The organism is Anatilimnocola aggregata (assembly GCF_007747655.1).
Taxonomy (GTDB): Bacteria; Planctomycetota; Planctomycetia; order Pirellulales; family Pirellulaceae; genus Anatilimnocola; species Anatilimnocola aggregata.
The window spans coordinates 8,952,686-8,977,306 of record NZ_CP036274.1 but is presented as its reverse complement, the minus strand read 5'-3'; the positions used below and the strand labels follow the sequence as shown (position 1 = coordinate 8,977,306).

Genomic DNA, 24,621 nt, shown 5'->3' with positions numbered 1-24,621 from the left:
TTGGCCGGAGAGCAGATTCGAAGGAGATGGAAATTCCGGAAATCGATTTTGGAACTTTTTTGCACGCGGCAAGGACTTGCGACTATGACAAACGGCGGAAGTCGTTGGCGTGCAACTCGTTATAAGGTGATGAAGAAAATGCGAGCGAATGCGAATAACGGAAATTTCCTGTTTCAAGTCAGAGTGCCGCTCCGTGGAATTGGGGGGCGGACTTTGGGAGCGGAACCCCCTTGTTTTTCTCCAGAGCGTGCTATACTTCAAGCAGTGATCGAAAAAATGATAGGTGCCGGCTCGAACTTTTTCCGCCCCACTTCTGTCCCTGTTCTCAATCACCCGTCCAACAGTGGTTGGACGAAAGCGAGTTCTGTCTCGCTTGTTTTGGGCCCAAATCCAGTCAAAGCCTGGACGCGTTGTATCGCTGGCCCCCCTTTGCCGTTGCTGAAGTCACGGCGACCTTCCCCACCGCGACGTTATCCTGCCCGCGGCTGCCGGATGTTATTTGCACAATTAGCAGGATGGTTTTGTAGACTGTAGAAATGATGAATCCAGAAGAAGAAGATGTTACCCTCCCCACTCCAGCCGATCAGCATGAAGAGGCTGAGGAGTTGTCCGCGCACACAGCGGATCTTGAAGAGACGAATCTCGACGAGACCGAGTCCGACGAGGATGCCGACCAGGCCGGGGAGCCGGTTCGCGAGAAGGCCTCGCCGGCCGCCCGCAAGTTAGAGCCACTTGTGCTCGCGCATGTACTGCGGCCGCAGTATCAACCGGTCAAGCCGCGCGTGATTGCGAAGCAACTCAAGTTGCCCACCGAACAGCACCAGGCGCTCAAGATTTGCATTCGCCGGCTCGTGAAGGCTGGCAAGTTGTCGTATGGTTCGGGGCATATCGTTCGCCCGCCAGTGAGCCAGACCAAGACTGGCCCCGCGCCGGTGGTGGTCAAGTCGATCGACGAGATCGCGACGCAAACGCGCGAGTTAAAGGCGAAACCAAAACACGAAAAGGCGAAGCAGCCCGAGCGCGGGCTGGTCACCGGCAAGTTTCGCCGGGCAGCCAAAGGATTCGGCTTTGTCCGGCCCCTGGGTACGCCACGCAGTGCCGAGCGAACTCACGACATTTTCATACCGCTGAAGAACACAGCTGACGCAGCCACCGGTGACACGGTGATTGTGCGGATCAGTCGAAATCGCGATAGCTACGAAGAAGAAAAGCAACCGAAGATCAGCGGCGAAATCATCAAGGTCGCCGAACGAAGCACGCATCAGTTCGTCGGCGTTTATAAAGAAGACGGTGATGTCGCGCTGGTCGATGTCGACGCGAAGATCTTTGCGAATGCAGTTCCCGTCGGTGATCCCGGCGCGAAAGGCGCTGCTCCTGGCGACAAGGTCGTCATCGAGATGGTGCAGTTCCCGTCGCACTACGACGATGGCGAAGCGGTGATTACCGAAGTCCTCGGCAAGCGCGGCGATCCCGGCATCGATACCCTCTCGATCCTCCGTGAGTTCGCCCTGCCGGAAGCATTTCCCGAGGAAGTGATTGTGGCGGCCCGTGAAGAGGCCGAGAAATTCGACGAAGCAATCGGGGATCGCCTCGACCTGACCGAGACCACGATTGTCACTATCGACCCGGTCGATGCCCGCGACTTCGACGACGCAATTTCGCTCACCAAGCTCGACAACGATCATTGGCAACTGGGCGTGCACATCGCCGATGTGTCGCACTTCGTGCAGCCGCGCTCGCCACTTGATCGCGAAGCCCGCGAACGAGCAACGAGCGTGTACTTGCCTGATCGCGTCATTCCTATGCTGCCCGAAGTCATCAGCAACAATCTGGCCAGCTTGCAGCCGAACAAAGTCCGCTACACGCAAACTGCCATGATTGAGTTCAATGCGGTGGGCGTGCCCGTGCATGCGGAGTTCCACCGCAGTGCGATTAAGAGTTGTCGGCGGTTTGCCTATGAAGAGGTCGACGAGTATCTCGCCAACCCCGAACCATGGCGGACCAAGTTGACGCCTGCCGTGTTCGAACTGCTCGGACGCATGCACGAACTGGCGATGATCCTGCGCAAGCGACGCCTCGACGCCGGAGCTATCGAACTCACCCTGCCTGAAGTGAAGATCGATTTGGATCGACGCGGCGAAGTGGTTGGTGCGCACAAGGTGGTGAACACGGTCAGCCATCAAATCATCGAAGAGTTCATGCTCGCCGCAAACGAAGCGACCGCGCGATTGCTCTTCGATCGCGAGTTGCCGTTCCTCCGCCGCATTCACGAACAACCCGACCTGCGCAAATTGCAAGCGCTCAACGGCTTCATCAAGGAGCTAGGAATTGAGTGCGAAGACTTGCACAGCCGGTTCGAGATCAAGCGCGTGATCGGCGAAGTTGCCGGCCATGCCGAAGAACACGCCGTGAACTATGCTGTGCTGCGAAGCATGCAGAAGGCCGTTTATAGTCCGGTGGAAGAAGGGCACTACGCGCTGAACAGCGATCACTATTGCCACTTCACTTCGCCCATTCGGCGCTATCCCGACTTGACCATCCATCGCATGATCGAGGCGATTTGCCTGGGCAAAAAGCCACTCGCCGATTTCGACCGGCAGATGTTGCTGGGCGAACATTGCAGTGAGCGCGAACAGCGGGCCGAGAAGGCCGAGCGCGAACTGACCAAGATGAAGTTACTCACGTTCCTGGCCAAGAAGATCGGCATGCGAATGCCAGCGGTGATCACTGGCGTCGAAGAGTATGGACTCTTCGCCCAAGGGATCGACATGCCCGCCGAAGGGATGATTCGCCTGGAAACGTTGGGAGACGACTTCTATCGTTACGACGCTGCCACGCATAGCCTGGTCGGCTATCGCGCGGGGAATCGTTTCCGCTTGGGTGATCGCATTGAGGTGCAAGTGGCGCATGTCGATGTTGATCGCCGTGAACTTGACTTCCGCGTGGCCAAGCGAGTCGAGAGCGATGTGCCGCGGCGCGGTGGTCCGTCACTCGGTGGCGGTCGCCGACCGAAACACGATGACGCAATCAAAGACCAACGTCGACCCTTCCGCAGCAAGGGAGGTGGCGCTGGAAAGCCAAAGCCCAAAGGAAAGCGACGACGCGATTAGGCGCCTTAGCGACTAAGGGAATCGACGATCGTTCCCGTGTTGCGGGCTCGCCAAATAGTCGGGAATCAGATCGCCGCTGCCGAGATAGAAGTCATCGTCGCCAGACAGGCCGAACATCGTATCGACTGCGTTGTCATCCGAACTGAGTGGATCGATGGTCACGTCGAGGCGATGTTCGTTGACCCAGCGACTAAGCATTTGAAACAGTGCATTGTCGTTCAGTGTGGCAGAAGTATTGGACTCACCGCCAATCAGCAAGTCGTGATCTTCGTCGCCGTTAAGTTTGTCACTGCCAGCGCCGCCAATGACGATATCATTGCCGGTACTGCCAACGAGGTAATCGTTCCCCGAGTTGCCGACAACGATGTCATCTCCAGCTTCGCCATCAAGTGTATCGTCGCCCAGACTGCCATAGAGCAGATCATTGCCGTCGCCGCCGAAGACGGAATCGTTGCCCACACCTGCATGAAGGACATCGCTACCTGCGCCACCCATTAACTTGTCATTGCCGGCCCCGGCATAGATGGTATCGTCGCCGCTGCCTGTGCTGATGATGTCGTTGCCACCGCTGGCAGAATCGACGCCTCCCGCCTGGTCATCGCCCCAGACAATGTTGTTCCCGTCACCCGCAGCGATCGAGTCGTTGCCCAAGCCGCCGTAGATGTGATCGTCGGCACTGCCGGTGAAAACAACATCGTCGCCGTTGCCAGCCGAGATGATTGCGCGGTTGGTTACGTTACGAACAACGATGTAGTCGTTACCGTCGCCGGTCTCGATGGGAATGGTGCCGTCACCAGCAGCCAAGGGATAAATGCCCACAACTGCCCCGGTGCGGACGCGCACCGAGCCGGCATTGATGGGCGTTACGATCACCAGGTCATCACCGGGCGTTCCTTCAATCGAGAGATGCTCGAGCGTCATCTGTACAATCGCCGCTGCTCCGCTCGTTACAACGCGCATGGTGCCGGTATCGCTCTTTGCTCCATCTGAGACGCGGAACCGGAATAGATCGACTCCTGCGGAGCCCGTTTGCGGCTGATAGGTAAACTCGCCGGTCGCTGCATTGAACGACGTGAGCGTACCGTTAAAGGGAGCCGCGATAATCGCAAAAGTTAGTGCCGGACCATCGGGGTCGGTGGCTTGAAGTTGCCCGCTCACGGGAGAGTTATAGCGTGCTGTGACGCTGCCATTGAGGGCAACCGGTGCATGGTTGAAACGAGTCACTGCCACCGTGAAGGTGGTAGTCGTCAGGCCGTCGTCGGCATCGTCGAAGACGCCATTGAGCCCAGCGTCGCGCACCGTCACGCTGATCGTGCTGCTGCCGATCTGGTCGACCGCAGAAGCAAATTGCAGAGTGCCAGTGCTGGCCGGAGAAACATACGAAACGATGGGTGCGGCGACTAATGTTGGATTGCTACTGGTGGCAGTCACTCGCAGCGCTTGAGTCTCTCCTCCACCGGCGGTGATGCCGCCGAGCTCGACGAACTGCGGCCCGGAGTTCTCTACGATCGATAGATCGGCGGGAGTTGCGATGGTTGGCGAGTCATTCTCGGGAGTGACGGTAATGATGAACGCTTGCGTCGCGCTCGTATCGCTGCCCCCACTGGCGGTGCCGCCGTCATCGACCAGGCGAATGACAATCGTCGCACTGCCGTGGGCCTGGGCGGCGGGTGCATACGACAGTGTGCCAGTTGCATTGATTGATGGCTGTACGGCAAAGAGAGCCGGGTTGCTGTTGCTATCGATGATGAAGGCCACCGTGCCTGCTTCACCGTTTCCGGGGGAAATGCTGGTCGCCCAGTTGGTGATCGACTGCGCGCCGGCATCTTCGTCAATTGTTTGATCGGCCCCCTTCGCAAAACTGGGGGCGTCGTTCACACTCGTCACTTGAATGACAAAGGTCTGTACGGCGCTTTCATTAACACCGCCATCGGTCGTGCCGCCGAGGTCGGTGAGCTTGACGCTGATGGTCGCGCTGCCATGGGCGTTCGCAGCAGGTGTGAAAGTGAGCGTGCCATTGGCTGCAATCGTGGGCTGGGCAGAAAACAAGTCAGTGCGTGTATTGCCTATAATGACAAACGCGATCACGTCGCCTTCGTTAGGGCCCGGAGAAACTGCGGTCGCCCAGCCTGTCAGCGTTTGCGGCCCGGCGTCTTCCAGCACAGTCGGATTTGCTCCCACTGCAAAGCTGGGGGCATCGTTGACAGACGTGATCGTGATTGTGAACGACTGCGTGTTGCTGGTGTTTACGCCACTGTTGGCCGTGCCGCCATTGTCAGACAGATCGACCGTGATCGTTGCCGTGCCATAGGCGTTGGCAGCTGGCGTGAAGGCTAACGTCCCGCTGTTCGAAATCGTCGGTCCTGCGGCAAACAGGTCGGGGCGCGAGTTCGTCCGAATATTGAACGTTAGGTCATCGGTTTCATTGGGCCCGGAAGAGATCGACGTCGCCCAATTGCTAAACGACTGCGATCCGGAATCTTCCAGTACGGTACGATCCGCGCCGATGGTGAAGCTCGGTGCATCATTAACCGGATTCACCGTCACTAGAAAGCTAGTGGACTTCAAGCCGTCATCGGCAGTATCGAGGACGCCGTCGTGTCCGGCATCGCGAAGGGTGACAATGATGGTGCTCGTGCCACTCTGGTTCGCGGTCGGTATGAAACTCAAGCTGCCAGAGGTATTCGCCGAAGTGTAAGCAACGACTGGATCGGCAATGAGCGTAGGATTGCTGCTGCTGGCCGTCACGCGGAGCAGTTGTGTTTCGCCCCCTGCGGTAACGCCACTAAAGCCGACGGTTTGCAGACTCGCGTCTTCGTTGATAGTAAGTGGAGCAAGGTCGTTGATCGTTGGCGGTGCATTGGGCGCCTGCGGATTCACGGTGATGGTAAAGGTCTGAGTCGCGCTGGTATCGCTGCCGCCAGCGTCTGTGCCTGCATCGTCCCGCAAGACTACACTCAACGTCGCTACGCCACTTTGGCCGTTCAAAGGAGTGAAAGTCAGCGCGCCGGTGTTCGAGATCGCCGGGGCGACGGCGAACAAGCCGGCATTCGACAGGACCGCTACGGTGAAGTTCAGTACCTGCCCTGATTCATTCGTTGCGCCTGGCGAAATCGACGTTGCCCAACTGCTCAAGCTTTGAGCGCCCGAGTTATAGGGAACAACGGGACTGGCGCTGATGCCAAAGGTTGGTGCATCGTTGACCGGTGTGATGGTGATGGTGAACGACTGGAGCGGACTTGTATCAACGCCACCCCTATCGGTCCCGCCGTCATCCGACAGGTCATATGTGATCGTCGCCGTACCGTGCGCGTTGGCAGCAGGTGTGAAGGTCAAGCTGCCATTGGTCAGAATGACCGGTCCGGACGCAAACAGGTCGGGTCGTGAATTCGAGCGGATGTTGAAGGTTACGCTTCCGGACTCCAATGGCCCCGGCGAAATCGTTGTCGCCCAGTTGCCGATGGTGGTAGCCCCCGAATCTTCCAGCACTGTCACATTTGTTCCGGGGACGAATGTCGGCGCATCGTTCACTGGCAGGATGCTGACCGATAGTGGTCGCACGATGACGCCGTCGTCGGCGGTATCGAATACTCCATCGCTGCCGGGGTCGCGCACCGAAACGATCACGTCCGTGATGCTGCCGTTGAGATTGGTCCCTGGCGTAAAGCTGAGCGTTGCCGTGCTGGCTCCCTGTGTGTAGTTGATAGTGGGAGTCGGCACGACCGCGGGATCGAGGCTGACGGCGGTGACTCGCAGCGGCTGATTCTCGCCGCCCCCCGCAGAAATGCCGGTTAGGTTAATGGTTTGCAGTCCGGCATCTTCGTTAATAGTCAGCGGGCTGATCGCGTCCAGTGTCGGCAAGTCATTGACCGGATTCACCGTTACCAGATACTGCCGGCTGAACGACGCATCGTCGCCATTGCCAGCGATCCCATCGAGTCCCGCATCGCGCACGGTGACGGTGATTGTGGCACTACCGGATCGATTGGCGATTGGTGCGAATTGGAAGGACGCGGTGCTGCTCGGCGAACTGTAGGGAATGGTCGGATTCGCGATCAGGGTTGGATCACTGCTGACAGCGGTTACGCTCAGCAGTTGCGTTTCATTCGGGCCTGCGGTGATGTCACTCAAGTTCACTGTCAGCGGCAAAGCATCTTCGATAATTGTTAACGGGATCAACTCATCGAGCGTTGGCGCGTCGTTCACCGGGTTCACGGTAATGACAAATTGCTGAAACGAAGTGGCATCATCGCTGGTGTTTAGCACGCCATCGAAACCGGCATCGCGCAGGGTGACGGTAATCGTCGATGTCCCCGCTTGGTTCGCGGCTGGTGTGAACTGCAGGGTCGCCGTACTGCTTGGTGAAGAGTAAGGAATCGTAGGAGTCGGAATCAGGCTTGGGTTACTGCTGACGGCCGTAATACTCAGTGTTTGGGTCTCACCACCTCCGGCGCTGATACCACTGAGGCTGATGGTCTGCTGCAAAGCGTCTTCGTCAACCGTTACCGGACTAATTGCACCGAGGGTCGGTGCGTCGTTCACGGAGTTTACCGTCACCGTGAACTGCCGGTCGAAGGTTGCATCGTCAGCATTGCCGGCGATCAAGTCGAGTCCCGCGTCGCGCACCGTTACCGTAATTGTGGCTGTGCCGCTGCGATTTGCCACCGGCGTGAACGTTAACACTGCCGAACTGTTGGGCGACGAATAAGAAATGCCCGGCGTTGGAATCAGTGTGGGGTCGCTGCTGACGGCCGTCACACTGAGTGTTTGCGATTCGCTTGGGCCCGCCGTAATGCCACTGAGGTTGATGGTCTGCTGCAATGCGTCTTCATCAATGACGAGTCCACTCAGTGGATCCAGAGTGGGCAGGTCGTTGACAGGATTCACCGTGACGACGAACTGCCGCGCGACCGTTTCATCATCGCCAGTATTCAGAATTCCGTCGAAACCGGCATCCCGCACGGTGACCGTGATCGTCGCTGTTCCCGATTGGTTCGCGACAGGTGAGAACTGCAGCGAGGCCGTGGTGTTGGGCGAAGTGTACGTCGCATTAGGTGTCGGAATCAGCGCGGGATTACTGCTGGTGGCCGTCACGCTCAATGTTTGTGACTCGCCGCCACCAGTGGTGATTCCCGCCAAACCGATCATCTGTGACCCGGCATCTTCGTCGATGGTTATTGGGCTGAGTGCGTCGAGCGTGGGAACGTCGTTGACCGCAGTGACCGTAATGACGAACGCGCGCTCGAAGGTGGCATCGTCCGGCGTGTCGAGTGCGCCATCGAGTCCCGCGTCGCGCACCGTTACGGTGATGGTGGAGATGCCCGATTGGTTGGCATTCGGCGAGTAGTGCAGCGTCGCGGTACTGCTGGGCGAAGTGTAGGAAACGGCCGGGTTCGGAATCAGCGCCGAATTACTACTGACAGCTGTCAGTAGTAATACTTGCGTTTCGAACATGCCAGCCGTGATGCCGCTCAGGTTCACCGTCTGGGTGCCGGCATCTTCTGCCGCTGACACGGGATCAATCACGGCGAGGGTGGGAAGGTCATTCGCAGGATCGACCGTCACTTGGAATTGCTGATTGAACGAAGCATCGTCCGCGTTGCCCGGAATGCCATCGAAACCCGCATCGCGCACCGTTACAGTAATTGTCGCCGTCCCAAACCGATCGGTTGCTGGTGTGAATTGCAGCGAGCCAGTTGGACTATTGGGCGAGTAACTTACGAGTGGATTCGGGATCAATGCTGGGTTGCTACTAGCCGCCGTCACACTCAGTGTCTGCGTTTCTCCATCACCGGCAGTGATGCCCGAGAGGCTGACTGTTTGCTGAGCGGCGTCTTCAATGATCGTACGCGGATCAAGCGCGTTGAGCGTCGGTGCGTCATTGACCGGAGTTACGTTCACCGTGAACTGTTGCCGCACATAGCCGTCATCACCCGTCAGCAAAACACCGTCTGGTCCCGCATCGCGCACCAGCACGTGAACCACAGCGGTGCCGCTGGAACTTGCCGTTGGCTGGAACTGTAGCGTGGCTGTGTTGTTCGGCGAAGCGTAACTGACGATCGGATTCGGAATGAGCGAGGTATCGGGAACACCGAGCCCATTGGTGGTGACTGCAGTTACCGAAATGCTCTGGCTTTCGCCGCCAGTAGTGATGCCAGTGAGTGTCACCGTTTGCAGGGCTGCATCTTCATCAATGGTGGTCGTCGGAGTTTGATTCAGTGTAGGCGGGCTATTGGCCAGGATGTTCAACAGGCCATCAGTCGAATCGTTGCTCGCAGCAGTGGGCGGCGGAGCCAGCGGTGCTGAACCTTCATTAATCGCGGTCGGAATGGTCAGGCCTGAATCGGCCGCGAGCGAGTTCCGCAAATTGAGCCAAGTATTGCCCACGGCCGCGGTCGGCTTGATGCGCGCTCGGACGATTGCCACATCGCCATTGACGGCTGTCGATAGTCCCACTGGTGTCAGCAGCCCGATGAACAGCTTCCCCTGCTCGCTAAAGTTGGCAAACAGGGACGACATCATCGCGGGGGGAGTGAGTAGGCCACCCAGCGTGACCCCTTCAATTTCCAGCACGGCTGAATCGTACGTGAGCACCACATCAAGCGAAAAAAGTGGACTGGCAGGTGTTCCGTTCGAATTGATTCGCACCGGAATCTCGACCAGGTCGTACTGCCCTTGCGCGGCCGACAGGTTCTGCGGAATGCTGATGGTCCAGCCCTGCGCGACGTTCAGCGTGAAATCTTCCGTGTGCGTCAAGCCAGCGGGGTCGGTTACTGTGACCGTCACGATGGTCGAACCAGTGGTCGCCGTTGGCAGGGCCGTCAACGTCCGATTGGCTCCGCTGCCGCCTAGCGAGATGTTTGCGTTCGGTAGCACCGCCTGATTGCTCGAGGTCGCACTCACATTCAGCAAGCCTGCCAACGTCTGGCCATCCCCCACAGCAAAGTTCACCGTCTTCGGTGTGAGCAGCGTGGTCGCTTGATCCGCCATCAGCGAGATGGTCGGCGCAGTGTTCGGCACTCCCGCCACGACGCGAATGTTATCGAGGCCGATCTCATCGCGACCGCCCCCACCGCTCACTTCAACTTCAGACCCGCGCCAGCGAAGCTCAAAGGTTGTGCCGGCGGGCAGCGTCACTCCGGTCAAAGTAATGGTCTTCGTTTCGGCAAGGACGAAGTCGATCGAAGTACTCGTGGCCGGTGTCGTGTAATCGAGCGCAGGGACGGGAATGAATGGTGCCCTGTCGACTGAATAGGAAAAACTGAGTTGCGTACTGGCATCCATGTTGTTACGCACCCAGTACTCAAAGGAGATTACCGGATCGGTAACAATGGACGGCCCGGTTGGGATCCGCAACGTCGCATACCCATTGGCCCACTCCGTATCGTTGGGCTGGATCCCAAAAATTCGATTTTCGGGGCTGGTTTGAAAGGCATACAAACCGGATGTAGTCACATTGTTGGTTGCCAGCCCGCGGGCAAAGTCGCCACTAGTCCGCGTGTCACCAAAGGCAAGGCTTCCCTCGCTAAAGGGGCCGATCGACCAGTTGTCCGAGTCCAGTTGCCCGGCGGTTGGTTCGGGTTGAAACCCCAAACCTTGATAGGTATTGAAGTCGGCGAGAAAGTCGATCGCCATCAATCGCCGCTCTTCCAGCGACTCGAGGCTTGCCCGAAAGTACCGCCTCGCTGTCTCCAGTCGCTCGGTCTTGCGCCGCGCGCGACCGCGCCGTGCCGACGAAGCGGCAGCACGTGCTGGCTGGGCGCGATCCCGATCGAACAACATAGACCGATGGCTCCCGGCAATTGAATAATTGCTTGTGGAAGGCAAATGCTGAACTCAAACGTCAATTGCAACCAGCTGGACGCAGAAGCGGTGGCAGTAGCCGCTAAGAAAAGTAACGGGCGGACTGCGGCAAACCAGAGTGCAAACCCTTGCCCTAACTCGGCTTGGGAATCCCGATCATGGGCACTGCTGCGGTTTGAGTCAAGCAATTCTCACGCGCCGCATGGCAAATTCACCAGCGCCAACAGCGGCAGGCTGCTCTCGGCCGTAAAACCCGCCCGTTCGGCCCGCGGGCAACACTTGGCATCGGCCGCTACGAACCGCACAAAGTGCATAAGCGATTCGTAACTTCGGCAGTCAATTTCCAGGAAAGTGCCGCTACTTGGCTTTTTCCAGTTCGGCCTTGGTGGAAGTTTCCGAATTCGTCTTCTCGACAGCTGCTTTCGGTTTGCCCGGCTTGGGTGCCGTGACCAGAATCGTGACCGCCCCGAGAATCACCAGCAGCAGCCCCACCAAAAAGAACGGGCTGACCTGACTATACGTCTTGTTGAAGTACATCGCCACGCAGGTACTCACCACCGGTGCCGCTCCAAACACCATCGGCATCACAAACGTCGGGCTCGTCGGTCCGCCATAGTTCAGCGCCATGATCAGCGCGAAAGCACCCAGCGCACCAGCTGCACCACCACCGACGCTCCAGACGATTCCCGAGAACGTCCAGCCGTGCAGCAAGCCGTTTCCTTTTTCCATGCCGGCAACTTGCATCATCACAATCGGGCCGACGATCGAAATCAGAAAGTAAGCCAGCCCGACGCACAGAAACGGCCGCAACCGACCGGAACCCATGTTGGGCCCAATCTCCCCCATGTACACCGCACCCTTGTGCAGCACCGGACCATAACAGCCCCAGAAGAGAGCGGTCACAATGGCGAACACCCCAGCGAGAACAGGGTAGTACTGCGTGTTCGAGGCGGACGTTCCCATAACAAATATCCTTCGGCCGAGGCGGGTGAGAGTGAGGTCGTGGTCTCGCCCATTCTAACTTGGGCCCCCAGCCTTGAGCAGGGCGGTGACCAGCAGCCCAACCACCCCACCAACTTCCCCCGGTCCCCGCGCAACTCACCAGTATTCACATCTCTCGCTTGCCGGCCGGCCCCGTCCAAATCGGCTGAGTTTATCAACACCCCCCTTTTGCCGTCATTGCTTGAAGTCTCTCTTTACCAACAACTTGCGCCCAAATGTACAACTTCGAAATCATCCTGTTTGTTGATAAACCCCCGACTTCCAACCAGCACCATTCCGTTTTCAAACCACCTTCCACCCTCGCGACCGCCGTCTGAATCGCCAGACACTCGCCTACGCGCGGCCCATTCGTCAGACACAATCCAGTAATTTATAACAACATGTTTTGTAGTTGTAAATAACAATTTGCCTTGCCATGCCCCAATTCTGATCTAATCACTAGCTCTCCCGGTCTGCTGGCCCAACAGCCCACGCACCCGGCCGTAATTTCCGGTCAACCCGTTCGAGTGGCCAATAAATCCATCCCAGGCTGCCAACGCGAAAATAGACCCATTCCCCTTGATGAATCCCCGCCCGCTCGGTACTGCCCAACCAAACCCACACAGCCCATCATAACCTTGCCTGCCGATTGCTCACACGTAACAGCTGCTAAGGGCGTTAGCACGCAAAAAGGCCTATTCGGAGAGGAGGGGAATAGAACCCAACGGGCAAACCGTACCAGATCGTGGGTTATAAGTCGGCTGCGCGGCCAATGCGCGGGCTGCTCTCCGATTCAAGAGATTGCAGCTGGCGGGGTTGAATGTATGGTGGGCGTATTCAGATGAGACAACATTCCACAACCCTCGGTTCACGGCTAGCGCGAAATGGCTGATCTAAAGTACCTCCAATTGATTCGTTGGCTAACAAACAACGGCCCGGTTCAAACTTTCCCGTCCCACGTTATCAGCGAACTTGCGGAAACAAAACTTGCGTATTTTGAAAACATTTCTCAACTCCATAATCTTGCAGGCTTCGGAATACGCATCGAATCAATAACTCGAATGATGCAGCATGTTGGCGATATTGCGCTGGTGAATTTGTACGGAACGATGGATGTTTCCAGCGAAGAAATGGAATTGGCAAATGCCAAGATAAAAGCGGAAATGGCAAAAGTTAGGGCGCAACGGAATTACAGTCACCTCGGGAACAGCAATGCCATTGAAACATCAGCTACTCACATTGACCTGCTTGCCAGAGAAAGGAAGGAAATTGAAAACGGCCTAACCGCGGTGATGGAGGCAATAATAACGGCTGGCTGGACTGCGTTTGAGGTTCTAGCTTCAGATTTATGGGAAGCCGCAATTAACGCCAACCCACGCCACCTTGCAGATTTGCGCGGCAATGGAAAACGAATCAACAAGATGCTTGGCGGAGCAAAGACAAGCGATGTTGATACGGGTTCATTCGGTAACGATGGCCCAAGCAAGGCCGTGCAGCTTGGAGACATTCATCGGGTCACTCAAGGGAGCTTTGACCTCGACAACAAGTGGGGCACGCTTCTAAAGCATTCTTTTAAGTTCTCGACGCTTACTGGTATTCGCGAAGCTTACAGCAAGGCGTTTGATCGAAATTCCTCTGCAATCGACGACTGCCTCGCAAACAAATCCCTAAACTCGCTTTCGCTTGTTCGCAATTTGCTTGTTCACAAATCTGGGATTGCGGATGTTGACTACATCGACAAGCAACCGGACGCCCCCAATGCACCAGCTCTGTACTTTGGCATTCGTATCCCAATAGACGGTGAATTGGTTGAGTCGCTTGTCGCCCCTCCACTTGAATGCGGAAATAGACTCTTGGCAGCTGTAAATGACTGGCTGATTACGGCTCGTCGCGACGACGAGAAAGGTGTCGCTTAACTAACGCGAAAACGCGCCATCCTAGTTCAGTCGGAGCTAACCCGGTTCCGTCGCAGCCGAGACGCTCGTCATAAAGGTGGGTGCCTCGACCTCTACATCGCTCGCGCGTTCCTTCCAAGGCAGGTAGCGAATCTTCTATCTTAATCTCGTTCACTTTCAGTTCTCCACGTTGGGGCACTGCCCAGCTAGTCACGCTTCGGAAATCTGAAGTTAGCCCATAACCCGACAATTTCAGGAGTTAGATTCCGCGTGTGGTTCTAGTCGAACATTACCGCCCGTTCAAATCGCTCGTCTGGCTGAACTGGGCCTCTCTATGATTGGCCGCTGATAAGCCATCGCCGTCACACTGGTGGGGATTTCTTGTACGTGGATAGAATGGACTGTATGAAGATACTCGCATTGCACGCGATGTGGCTGATGCTGCTATTCGCAACTGTCGTAACTTGGTGGCTCCACCAACTGAACGAGCATATTGCGTCGGAGCAAAATCACGTTCGCAGGGAATTTCGCAGTCAATATGCCCGGCCGATGGCGTGTCGATTTGGTCAATGAAACAAGCCATGACTAACCGCCCAGCCCTGCCAATTATCGCAGCCTGTTTGCTGCTGCTCCCAGTGCTGTATGTTGCCAGCTACTTCGCGCTGGTTGTGCCGAGCGGTATTGACATTTTTAGCCCCGAGGAGCCGGGCTGGATTGTCACGAAATCCTTGGGAAGGACTGACTACTAACGTTTTGAGATTCGCTGGGGCCAGCAGTTCTTTTGGCCAATAGAGCAGGCGCATCGAACCGTACGCCTAGACGATTGGATTGATATCAAACTTCAGCGGGCGTTTCGTGAGCGTGAACTGCGAGGCCAGTAGTGGCCATCGCTATTTCGTCTGGACCAGTAGCCGGCTGAAAAAGTCTCTGGTGTCGCGGGACAGCACCAATTTCCCCTTGCATCCGGCGGGGCGGAGCGCCATTCTAAAACGTATTCCCGCCTGAGTTGGTTCCCTCCCTTACCCACCTGCGAACGTTGCCATGCCGCGCCTGCTCCCGATCTCGCTTTGGGCTTGTGTCGTGATCGCACTGAGCCAGCCCGCACGAACGGAGGCTGAGCCGCCAGATACGTCGTACATCTTTCCGGCCGGTGCCCAGCGCGGAACCAAAGTCCAAGCCCGCATTGGCGGCTTTTATTTGCACGAACGAGCGCCGCTCGAATGGCTCGGTCAGGGAATCTCGGGCCCGGCCGAAATCGAGCGAACCGCCGTCCGTTGGTTTGAAGGACCGTTGATCAAGCAGCCCGCCAGTCAGCGAAAAGAAGACTATCCCAAGGACTATGCCGCCGAACTGACCATTGCCCCCGATGCTCCGCTCGGCGCGCATGGCTGGCGTTCGTGGGGTGGCCAAGGAGCCACGCCGATTCGCCCCTTCATCGTCGGCATGTTGCCCGAAGTGGTCGAGAACGAAACCGACGGCGATCCGCTGCCGGTGGCCGTGACGTTGCCAGTGACCATCAACGGCCGCATCTTCCCCCGCGAAGACCTCGACCAGTGGAGCTTTGCGGCCGAAGCTGGGGAGTCGCTCACCGTGGCCGTTGTGGCCAAGCAGATTGGTTCGCCGCTTGAAGCGTTAATCGAAGTCCGCTCACCCACCGGCGAAGTCCTGGCCGAAAGTACCGGCACGCTCAACCGCGACCCGCAGCTGCGGTTCAAGGTTCCCACCAGCGGACAGTATTCGGTGCGAATCACCGACACCCGCGCCGAAGGACTGCAGAACTATGTCTATCGCCTGACCATCACAACTGGGCCGTGGATCGACGCGATCTACCCGCTCGGCGGTCAGCGCGGCAGTTCGACGAAGTTCTCTCTGCTGGGTCAAGGGGTCGAGGCGATTGAAGAGACACTCCCCACCTCCGCAGCGCGAGTTATCACGCATCACTTCACGCGCCAAGGCGAGCCCTTGAATGCCGTGCAACTGGAACTCGACGATCTGCCCGAACTGCGCGAACAAGAGCCCAACGACACGCCCGAGCAGGCACAGAGCGTTTCGCTTGGCACGGTCGCCAATGGCCGCATTCAGCAAGCGGGCGATAAAGACCACTGGTCGCTCGAACTGAAGAAGGGTGACGCGGTGCAATTTGAAGTCCGCGCCGCGCGGTTAGGCTCGCCCCTCGATGCGGTGCTGAGCGTACAAGACGACACCAGCAAAGAGTTGGCCCGCGGCGAAGACTTGCCCAGTGGCTCGCCCGATTGCGAACTGAAATTCATCGCCCCAGCGGATGGTAGCTACCAGGTCATTCTTAGCGAAAAGTTCACTTCGCGCGGCGGACCAAGTTTTGCTTATCGCCTGCGCTGCATGAAAGCGGCCGCCGATTTTGCCCTGGAGATTAATGTCGACTCGCTGGCGGCTGATATCGCTGGCACCAAAAAGCTGCCCGTCGTGATTACTCGCATCGGCGGTTTCAATGGCGTCATCACCCTTGCGGCCGAAGGGCTGCCTAGCGGAGTCACCGCGCCAGCTGTCGAAGTGAAGGGGAACCAGAGCAAGGCGGACCTGGTCTTCACCGTTGACGCAACCGTCCCCGTGACCCGCACGCCGATTCGCATTCTTGGTAAAGCTGAAATCGATGGTGCCACAAAAGAGCATGTCGCCAGCATCGTAGCGCCGCAGAATCCCAATCAGAATCAGCCCGTCGCGCTCGGGCTGGTCGAGGTCGATCATCTATTGCTCGTCACTTCGCTCCCCACGCCATTCAAATTCATCGCGCCGTTCGATACGCAGTTCATCGCCCGCGGCTCGACCATGCGCAAGCGATTTGAAGTGGAGCGCGGCGGCTTCGAAGGACCCTTGTGGGTCGAACTGGCCGATAAGCAAGGTCGACATTTGCAAGGAGTGGTTGCCGAGCGGCAGAACATTCCGCCCGGCGTGAACGAGTTTGAGTTTGAAGTGATGTTGCCGCCGTGGATGGAGCTGGGTCGCACCAGTCGCAGCCAGCTGATGATTGTGGGCGAGGTGCCAGATGCCGCCGGCAAATTGCACAAGGTCGTCTTCACCGCCAATGGCCAGAACGATCAGCTAATAGCCATCGTTTCGCCAGGGCCGATTCGCGTGCAACCAGAGCGGAGCAGCCTGCTGATCAGCAAGGGGGCCGAGATTACGATTCCGCTGCAAGTGACCTGCGATCAGACGGTGCGGCAGAATCTGAAGATCGAACTGATCGTTCCCGAGCACATGCAAGGGCTCTCGGCTCAGCCCGTCGAAGTGAAGCCGCACGACAAAGCGGCCCAGCTGGTGCTGCGCTGCGGCGACAATCCCGGCCCGCTGAACATGCCGGTCACCATTCGCACCACCAGTGAGCGGAACGGCAAGCCGGTGGTGGCCGAAGCACTGCTGACGCTGCTATTGCAGCCTTGAGTTGGAAAACTTGCCTTCGATGAAGCAGATCGCGATTGCGGTGGTCGAACATCAAGACCGCTTCCTCATCGGCCAGCGGCCTGCCGGTGTTGCGCTTGCCGGGCTATGGGAATTTCCCGGCGGCAAAATGCACGCCACCGAAACGCCCGAGCAGGCGGCCGTGCGCGAATGCCTGGAAGAAACCGGGCTCGTTGTCGCCGCGAAGTTTCGCTATCCTGACCGCGCGCACGTTTATGCGCACGACGCCGTTCAACTCCACTTTGTTGCCTGCGAACCGTCGGACCCCAGCGCCGTCCCACTCGCGCCGTTTCGCTGGATTGCTCGTCAGGAGCTAAGCAACTTCGAGTTTCCCGCCGGCAATCGCGAACTCTTGGCAATCCTTGCGCAGTAGTTGCTGCTGCGGTTATTGCATCGAGTGAGGTATAATCGGGTACGCAACTACTCGAAGGCAACTGCCTGGGGAGAGGAACTCACATGACACTAATCGTTCTCGACGCCTTCACCGAAGAGGCAATGATCGCCGATCGTCGCGCGAAAGGTCTGGATCGGTTCGACGAAGTGTGGGATGGAGTTTACGTGATGTCGCCGTTGCCCGAGTATTACCATCAAGAGATCGTTGGCGATTTGCAAACCTGTCTGGCGCTGGTGTTGCGGCTGCAGGGGCTAGGGCGAGTGGTTCCTGGTTGCAACGTCAGCGACCGGAAAGATGATTGGACGAAGAACTACCGCTGTCCCGATGTTGTGGTCTATCTCAACGGCACGACTGCCAAGTTTCACGGCACGCACTGGGAAGGGGGCCCCGACTTTGCGATTGAAGTTGTCAGCTCGAATGATCGTACTTGGGATAAGTTGGAGTTTTATGCCAAGGTGCAGACGCGAGAACTGCTCATCATCGACCGTGATCCCTGGGAACTAACACTGCTGCGTTTGGTCGCTGGCAAACTGGTCGAGGTTGGGCGTTCGAACAGTAGCAATGGTCAGGAACTGACCTCCCGGGCAATTCCCTTCAGCTTTCGCCTCGTCAGCCGCAATCAGTGGCCGACGATTGAGATCAAACACAGTGGTGATGGTCAGACCTGGTATGCACCGGCGCAAGGGCCGATGAACATCGCGAAGTGATTATCGGTTTATTTACAGTTGCTTAGCCGACATTTACTCCATCGCCGCGGCCACCGCGTTCGATAAATGCACCAGTCGCCACGGTGCGCGGTCGCGCTCCATCGTGGTGAAAATGATGCAGAAGGCTTGCCGCTGAGGATCAATCCAAAACAGAGTGCCCGTCGCGCCGAGGTGGCCATATGCCGCACTCGGCAGCAGATCGCCCAGCGTTCCTTCGGTGGCCGGATGATTCAACTGCCAACCGAGTCCCCAGGGCTTGGTACGGCGAATCGGTTCCGGCAAATCCGGAAAGTCATTCAGCCGATTAGTGGTCATTTTTTCCACCGTGGCCGACGAGACGATTCGCACGTTGCCATAGCTGCCGCCATTGAGCATCAACTGGCACAGCACGGCGTAATCGTCGGGCGTGCTGAACATGCCGCCCCACGGCGCGCCCAGTTCACGCCAATAAGGGCTGTTCCAGCCAAACTGTTCGACTCCAGCGAACTCGGGCGTTTGCAACTGCGTCAGCCGTTCACGATTGAGGTCTCTCACCCCCAGCGCGCTCGACTTGAGCCCCAGCGGTGTGAAGATTTCCTTCTGCAGAAAATCGCTGATCGACAGCCCGCTGATTCGTTGCACAATCTCGGCGACCACCAGTGTGCCCATGCTTTGATAGCTGTAGTCGGTGCCGGCCGGGAACTTGGGAACCGTATCGCGAATCGCGCCGTCGATGAACTTGCTGAGCGGAGCGTGTTGCCGGCGGAGTTCGGTGTTGTTCTCGAGCATGTCGGGCAGGCCCGAGGTATGCGTGAACAGATGCTGGACGAGCGTATTCTCTTTGTGATGCGCGGCAAAGTCGGGAATATACTTCGTCACGGGGTCGCTCAAACCTAACAGCCCGCGCTCTACGAGGATCATCGCGCCGAGGTACGTGATTGGCTTCGTCAGCGAGGCAATCAAAAAGAGCGCATCGCGGCGAATCGGCGGCGCGTCCTTGCCAGTCCCTTGCCTGCCGAAGAACTTCGGCTCCACGGCCTTTCCGTTGCGCCCCACCATGATCGCGGCGGCGGGCATGATTGCCGGCTCGGCTCCCTCGGCAGTCGTCCAAGCGGTCGCCAGGTCGTACGCTCGCTGCAACTGTGCGGCATCCATGCCGATTGAACCGGGCGAGACATACTCAAGCATTCGAGATTCTCCGCAGCAGAAAGGAGACGGCAGGCAGGCGTCGGGCGGGCATTCGCCCTGACGAACGGGGCGGTTTTGGATTATGGTATCTGCAGCGACACACTGACAACTGATTTCACCCCGTTCGCAACACCGGCGCCGCCATGCTGACGTTTGTTATTCCGGTTTACAACGAAGTCGAAAGCTTGCAGGCTTTGCATCAAGAGATCTGCGAAGTCTCGGCAGCCAATCAGTATGAGATGGAACTCATCCTGATCGACGACGGCTCCAAAGACGGCTCGTGGGACGAGATCAAACGGCTCGCAGCTGCCGACCCGCGGGTGCGCGGCATTCGATTTCGCCGCAACTTCGGCAAAGCAGCAGCCCTGAGCGCCGGCTTCGAAGCGGCGCAAGGCGACTACGTCTTTACGCTCGATGCTGACCTGCAAGACGACCCGCACGAGATCCCGCGCTTTCTCGCCGAGATGGACAAAGGGTTCGACGTCGTCAGCGGCTGGAAACAAGTGCGGCACGATCCGTGGCACAAGGTCGGCCCGTCGCGCGTGTTCAACTGGCTGGTCGGACAACTAACCGGCGTAAAGTTGCACGATCACAACTGCGGCTTCAAGTGTTACCGCCGCGAAGTGCTGGAAGAAGTTCGTATCTACGGCGAACTGCATCGCTTCATTCCGGTCCTGGCTGCCTCGAAGGGTTGGGGCGTCAGCGAAGTGATCGTCAATCACCGCGCCCGGCAATTCGGCCGCAGCAAGTACGGTGTCTCGCGAATCATCAAGGGGTTCCTCGATCTCTTGACAGTTTATTTTCTCACCGGCTTCAAAGAGCGCCCGCAGCACCTGCTGGGCACGCTGGGGATTCTATCATTTTTTCTCGGTGGCCTTGGACTTACGTATCTGGCCGTCTATTGGGTGGTGAAGGAATTGGTTCCGGGTTGGCAACTCGAAGACCTGCACAATCGGCCCGCTGTCATTTATTCGATGGGTCTGTTGCTCCTCGGCGCACAGCTGATTTCGATGGGCTTTCTGGCCGAACTAATCACCGCCTACTACGGCAAAAACGTAATGCAGTACTCGGTGAAAGAGCGAATTGGGCCGCGTGCGACCGACAAAACCTAATTGACTGAACTTGAGCAAAGCGCAATGGAGTCGATGACGCCATCCGACGAAGGACGAACTCTCCGCTGGAGCGTTTATGCGCTGCTGATTGCGATTTCGCTGGCGTCGATGACCGCGCGGTTGATGCAGGTACGTTCTTCGAGTTTGAAAGATCCGTCGCCATTTCTGAGTGCGAACGATCGGAGCCGCTGGTGCACCATCCGTTCGCTGGTCGATCATGGCACTTATGCCATCGACGACGTCATCTTCGATGAAAAAGGAAATCGCGCGCGCGCCTGGCACACCATCGATCTGGTGAAGCATCGCGGCGCCGATGGCCAAGAACACTACTACTCCAGCAAGCCGACATTGCTGCCGACGCTCCTCGCCGGCGAATACTGGGTGCTCAAGCAAGTCACCGGCACCACCTTCGCCGACAAGTACAAAGCCTTCTATCTCGCGCGCATCATGCTCCTCCTCAGCCAGGTTCTGCCTTTGGCCGGGGCGATGTGGCTGCTGACTTATCTGGTCGAGCAGTTGGGCCAGAGTAACTGGGGAAGAATCTTTGTTGTCGCCTGCGCCACTCAGGCGACCTTTCTCAGTACGTTCGCGATCACGCTCAACAATCATGTGATCGCAGCTGTCGCCGTTGTCGTCACGCTGATCGTGCTCTGGCCGATTTGGAATAGCGACAAGCAAAGCTGGTGGCGATTGGCTGTCGGTGGTCTGGCCAGCGCGTTCGCAGTCACTTGCGAATTGCCCGCCTTGGCCTTCTTTGGTCTCGTAGGCTTAGCTTCGCTCTGGAAATCGCCGGCCAAAACCGTTGTTGCGTTTGTGCCTGCAGCCGCCCTGGTGTTTGCTGCCGCGCTCGGTACGAACTGGCTAGCGCACGAGAGTCTACGGCCCGCTTATGCCCATCGCTATCAGGACGGCCCCATGCTGATGACGCTCGCGCCGCATCTGGCGCGAGCTTTTGACGATGGCCAGTTGCCGCCAGTCGCGCGAGTGGAACTAAAGAACAAAGCAATCGACCTGTCGCCGCAAACTGTCATCGAGCCGCGTACCAAAGGGGAACGCTGGGTGATTTGGGACGCCGATGGTCATGACCGACTCGCGGTGCAGTTGGTCGATAACGACCGACTCGAAATTCGCCAGTGGGACGATTGGTACGACTACGAAGGGACCTATTGGACCGCAGACCGCTTGCAGGGAGTGGATAAAGGAGAGCCTTCCGTCGCCGTCTACGCGCTGCATGTGCTCGTCGGCCATCACGGACTGTTCTCGCTCACTCCCGTGTGGCTGCTAAGTGCCTGGGGCCTTTACCTCTGGCTGCGTGGAGCGCGCAACGCGCAGTGGTGGTTTGCGACAACTGTCACGCTATTGACGGTGGTCGTGCTCGCCTTTTATCTCAGCCGTCCCTTGATCGACCGCAACTATGGTGGTGTAACCAGCGGGCTGCGGTGGCTCTTCTGGCTGATTCCGCTCTGGCTACTGGCGATGATTCCCGCGGCCGATGCGATTGCCAATTCGCGTTGGCAGCGGAACATCGCGCTGGTGCTGTTTACCATCAGCGTCTTCTCGGCCAACTACGCCACGCTCAATCCCTGGTCGCAGCCGTGGCTGTTCGAGTACTGGCAGCACTTGGGTTGGATCAATTACGAATAACGGAATCGAACAGGGCAACGCAGGAGCTGACTGAACGTGTTGATCTTGCTGACAAATGACGATGGAATTTACGCCCCCGGCTTACGGGCCTTAGAAGAAGAGTTGCGGCAAATTGCCGAGGTCCGCGTGGTTGCGCCGGCGACCGAGCAGAGCGGCGTCGGCCATTCGATCACGTTCTTGCGACCTCTGGTCCCCAAGGAAGTCTACGACGCCAACGATCGCCTACGCGGCTGGGCCGTTGACGGCAGCCCAGCTGACTGCGTGAAGCTTGGCATCTTTGAATTCTGCCAGCGCCCGCCCGATATCGTCGTCAGCGGAATTAATGGCGGACTGAACGCGGGGATCAACGTTCTCTATTCGGGCACCGTGGCCGCCGCCATCGAAGGAGCCTTCTTCGGCATCACCAGCATCGCTTGCTCGCTCGAATATCACGAGCATGCGCAGTTTCGCAAAGCGGCCAAAATGTGCCGCAGCATCATCGAGCAGATTCTCGAGCGCAAAGGCCCCGAGCCGGTTCTGTACAACCTGAACATTCCCACGGCTGCGACCAATCGCGACCACAACGAACTCAAGATCGTGCCGATGGGTGTTTCGCGCTATGGCGAAGACTATGTGAAGGGGGTCGACCCCAAAGGGCGAACCTATTATTGGGCGACGAATGACCCGCCGCCGCGGCCGGAAGGGTACCCGACCGATCTCACGGAAATTGCCAAAGGCTATCTGACGCTCACTCCGTTGCAATACAATATGACTCGGCAGACCACGCTTGCCGAAATGGAAAAGTGGACGCTGTCGGTGCCAACGGTGTAGTGAAGGTATTCCTCACGCGGAGCGTGATGAGTTCAAACTAAACAGGGCGGGGATTCTCTCATGAGCAAGCATTGGTTCTGCGGCCTTGGTCTGTTGTTGATCGCGGGCTGTGGCCCTGCCGCGCCCGTTGCTTCCAACAATCAGGCTCCTCAACCTGCGGACACCGCGCCCGAGATCATGCCGGGGCCACCTGCGCCGACGTTGCCGATGCCACCGGTGCCGTCGCTGCCTGTTCCGCCCCCCGGTGTGGGATTTGAGCCACCACCACCGCCGGATGCCCCAGCGCCAACTAATCCAGCGGCCGACACAACAGAAACGGTGAAGGCCGACGTGGGCGTGGGGATTAAGGGTCGCAGTTTGGACAACGAGAACGGCCTGCTCGTGCAGCCTGCCAAGACCTACTTTGCGGTCCGCGAGAAGGTCGTGTTTCAGATCGCCATTCCGTCGGCCATGAATCTGTTCCAAGGGACCGAAGGGCGATTTCCGAACTCGCACGAAGAGTTCATGCAGAAGATCATTCAGGAAAACCAGATCAAGCTCCCGCAACTCCCGGCTGGTCAGGAGTATCTTTACGATCCTGAAAAGGCCGAGCTGATGGTCCGCCGCCCTGCCCAATAACTGGCCGCCCGACCGGCAATCTCCCCGCCGAAATCGCTTGAGCACTCGCTTTTGCCTGTACGATTGCTGCGCGGCGGCGCTATAATGGATTGTCAGCCCTCCGGGGACTGCCCGCCTGAATGCTTAGGCCGGAACAAGCGTTTTCGCGCGGTTCCGGCATAACCTGTCGCCACTGCCGGAACAGCACATCGCGTGTGCTGGCTCAAGATCCACGCCAGCTGGCCCGTATGATCGCAAGTCTTTGCCAGCTAATCGTTTGAGGTTGTTCATGACGTTGGTTTTTCGTTCCCCGATCATTCTCCTTGCCGCGCTGACAGGCCTCGTTGCCCTCGCTAGCTTTACGGGCTGTTCGCAGCAGGATCAAATCGCCCATTACTCGGTTCCGAAGCCCGAAACCATTCATACCGAGATCAAGCGTCCCGCCGGCGCGCCCGCCATGCCGTTTGGCATGGGGGGCGGAGTGAATCGCCCACCGGCCGGTGGTGGCAGCGAGGATTTGAAATTTGAAATGCCCGAAGGGTGGACCGAGACCGCCGGCAACCAGTTCAGTCTGAAAGCGTTCGAAGTCAAAGACGGTGACGAAAAGATCGACATTACGGTCAGTGCTGCCGGCGGTGATTTGACCGCGAACATGAATCGTTGGCGTGGCCAGGTGAATTTGCCCGAAGCTACGGCCGAGGATTTAGCCAAAGCCTACAAACCCATCGAAGTGAACGGCCAGGAAGGTCAGTTCATCGAAATGCACTCCGCAGCAGATGCCCCGCAGAAGCAATCGATCTTAGGTGTGGTCGTGGTCGACGGAGACCGCACTTGGTTCGTCAAACTGCGGGGCAACACGGCCCTGGCCGAACGCGAACGAGCCAACTTCGAAGCGTTTGCCAAGTCCCTAAAGTGGTAGTGAGTCTCGCGCCGCGAATTGATCCGTAGCTGACTACTGACGATATC

The 24,621-nt window shown here is 57.9% G+C and carries 14 protein-coding genes; 11 read left to right on the top strand and 3 right to left on the bottom strand.

The annotated features are described in order from the left end of the window. The first annotated feature begins 536 nt into the window (after positions 1 to 536). Positions 537 to 3,110, top strand: a complete 2,574-nt coding sequence (gene rnr / locus ETAA8_RS34130; RefSeq protein WP_238397638.1) for a ribonuclease R — start codon at positions 537 to 539, stop codon at positions 3,108 to 3,110. 12 nt (positions 3,111 to 3,122) lie between these two features. Here rnr and ETAA8_RS34125 read toward each other — a convergent pair whose 3' ends face one another. Together ETAA8_RS34125 and ETAA8_RS34120 are read right to left on the bottom strand one after the other, a co-directional pair. Beyond that, the gene (locus ETAA8_RS34125; RefSeq protein ID WP_145099959.1) at positions 3,123 to 10,892 is read right to left on the bottom strand and encodes an Ig-like domain-containing protein; all 7,770 of its coding nucleotides are present in this window, start codon (positions 10,890 to 10,892) and stop codon (positions 3,123 to 3,125) included. Positions 10,893 to 11,270: 378 nt separating this feature from the next. Continuing rightward, positions 11,271 to 11,876: a hypothetical protein gene (locus ETAA8_RS34120; RefSeq protein ID WP_145099957.1), complete on the bottom strand. Its 606-nt coding sequence runs from the start codon at positions 11,874 to 11,876 to the stop codon at positions 11,271 to 11,273. A 902-nt stretch (positions 11,877 to 12,778) separates the two neighbouring features. Between ETAA8_RS34120 and ETAA8_RS34115 the strand changes: the two genes are divergently transcribed. From ETAA8_RS34115 to ETAA8_RS34100, 5 genes are all read left to right on the top strand, one after another. Then, complete coding sequence (locus ETAA8_RS34115; RefSeq protein ID WP_145099954.1) at positions 12,779 to 13,810, top strand: hypothetical protein; 1,032 nt, start codon at positions 12,779 to 12,781, stop codon at positions 13,808 to 13,810. 560 nt (positions 13,811 to 14,370) lie between these two features. Next, positions 14,371 to 14,538: a hypothetical protein gene (locus ETAA8_RS35125; protein ID WP_202921444.1), complete on the top strand. Its 168-nt coding sequence runs from the start codon at positions 14,371 to 14,373 to the stop codon at positions 14,536 to 14,538. Positions 14,539 to 14,830: 292 nt separating this feature from the next. Beyond that, the gene (locus ETAA8_RS34110; protein ID WP_145099951.1) at positions 14,831 to 17,206 is read left to right on the top strand and encodes a hypothetical protein; all 2,376 of its coding nucleotides are present in this window, start codon (positions 14,831 to 14,833) and stop codon (positions 17,204 to 17,206) included. 19 nt (positions 17,207 to 17,225) lie between these two features. Further along, the gene (locus tag ETAA8_RS34105) at positions 17,226 to 17,597 is read left to right on the top strand and encodes a (deoxy)nucleoside triphosphate pyrophosphohydrolase (protein WP_145099948.1); all 372 of its coding nucleotides are present in this window, start codon (positions 17,226 to 17,228) and stop codon (positions 17,595 to 17,597) included. 83 nt (positions 17,598 to 17,680) lie between these two features. Then, positions 17,681 to 18,325, top strand: coding sequence for a Uma2 family endonuclease (locus ETAA8_RS34100; RefSeq protein ID WP_145099944.1), 645 nt, complete (start codon positions 17,681 to 17,683; stop codon positions 18,323 to 18,325). A 33-nt stretch (positions 18,326 to 18,358) separates the two neighbouring features. Here the strand turns inward: ETAA8_RS34100 and ETAA8_RS34095 are convergent, their stop codons facing one another. Then, complete coding sequence (locus tag ETAA8_RS34095) at positions 18,359 to 19,492, bottom strand: serine hydrolase domain-containing protein (RefSeq protein WP_145099942.1); 1,134 nt, start codon at positions 19,490 to 19,492, stop codon at positions 18,359 to 18,361. Between the two features lie 143 nt (positions 19,493 to 19,635). Between ETAA8_RS34095 and ETAA8_RS34090 the strand changes: the two genes are divergently transcribed. The 5 genes from ETAA8_RS34090 (at position 19,636) to ETAA8_RS34070 (ending at position 24,574) form a co-directional block, all read left to right on the top strand. Beyond that, positions 19,636 to 20,604, top strand: a complete 969-nt coding sequence (locus tag ETAA8_RS34090) for a glycosyltransferase family 2 protein (RefSeq protein ID WP_145099939.1) — start codon at positions 19,636 to 19,638, stop codon at positions 20,602 to 20,604. 33 nt (positions 20,605 to 20,637) lie between these two features. Continuing rightward, on the top strand, positions 20,638 to 22,248 hold the full coding sequence (locus ETAA8_RS34085) for a hypothetical protein (RefSeq protein ID WP_145099936.1): 1,611 nt from the start codon (positions 20,638 to 20,640) through the stop codon (positions 22,246 to 22,248). A 36-nt stretch (positions 22,249 to 22,284) separates the two neighbouring features. Further along, a complete protein-coding gene (gene surE / locus ETAA8_RS34080) occupies positions 22,285 to 23,058 on the top strand; it encodes a 5'/3'-nucleotidase SurE (protein WP_145099933.1) in 774 nt (257 codons plus the stop codon). A 60-nt stretch (positions 23,059 to 23,118) separates the two neighbouring features. Beyond that, positions 23,119 to 23,676, top strand: a complete 558-nt coding sequence (locus ETAA8_RS34075) for a hypothetical protein (RefSeq protein ID WP_145099930.1) — start codon at positions 23,119 to 23,121, stop codon at positions 23,674 to 23,676. A gap of 268 nt (positions 23,677 to 23,944) precedes the next feature. Next, positions 23,945 to 24,574, top strand: coding sequence for a hypothetical protein (locus ETAA8_RS34070; RefSeq protein ID WP_145099928.1), 630 nt, complete (start codon positions 23,945 to 23,947; stop codon positions 24,572 to 24,574). The last annotated feature ends 47 nt before the right edge of the window (positions 24,575 to 24,621 follow it).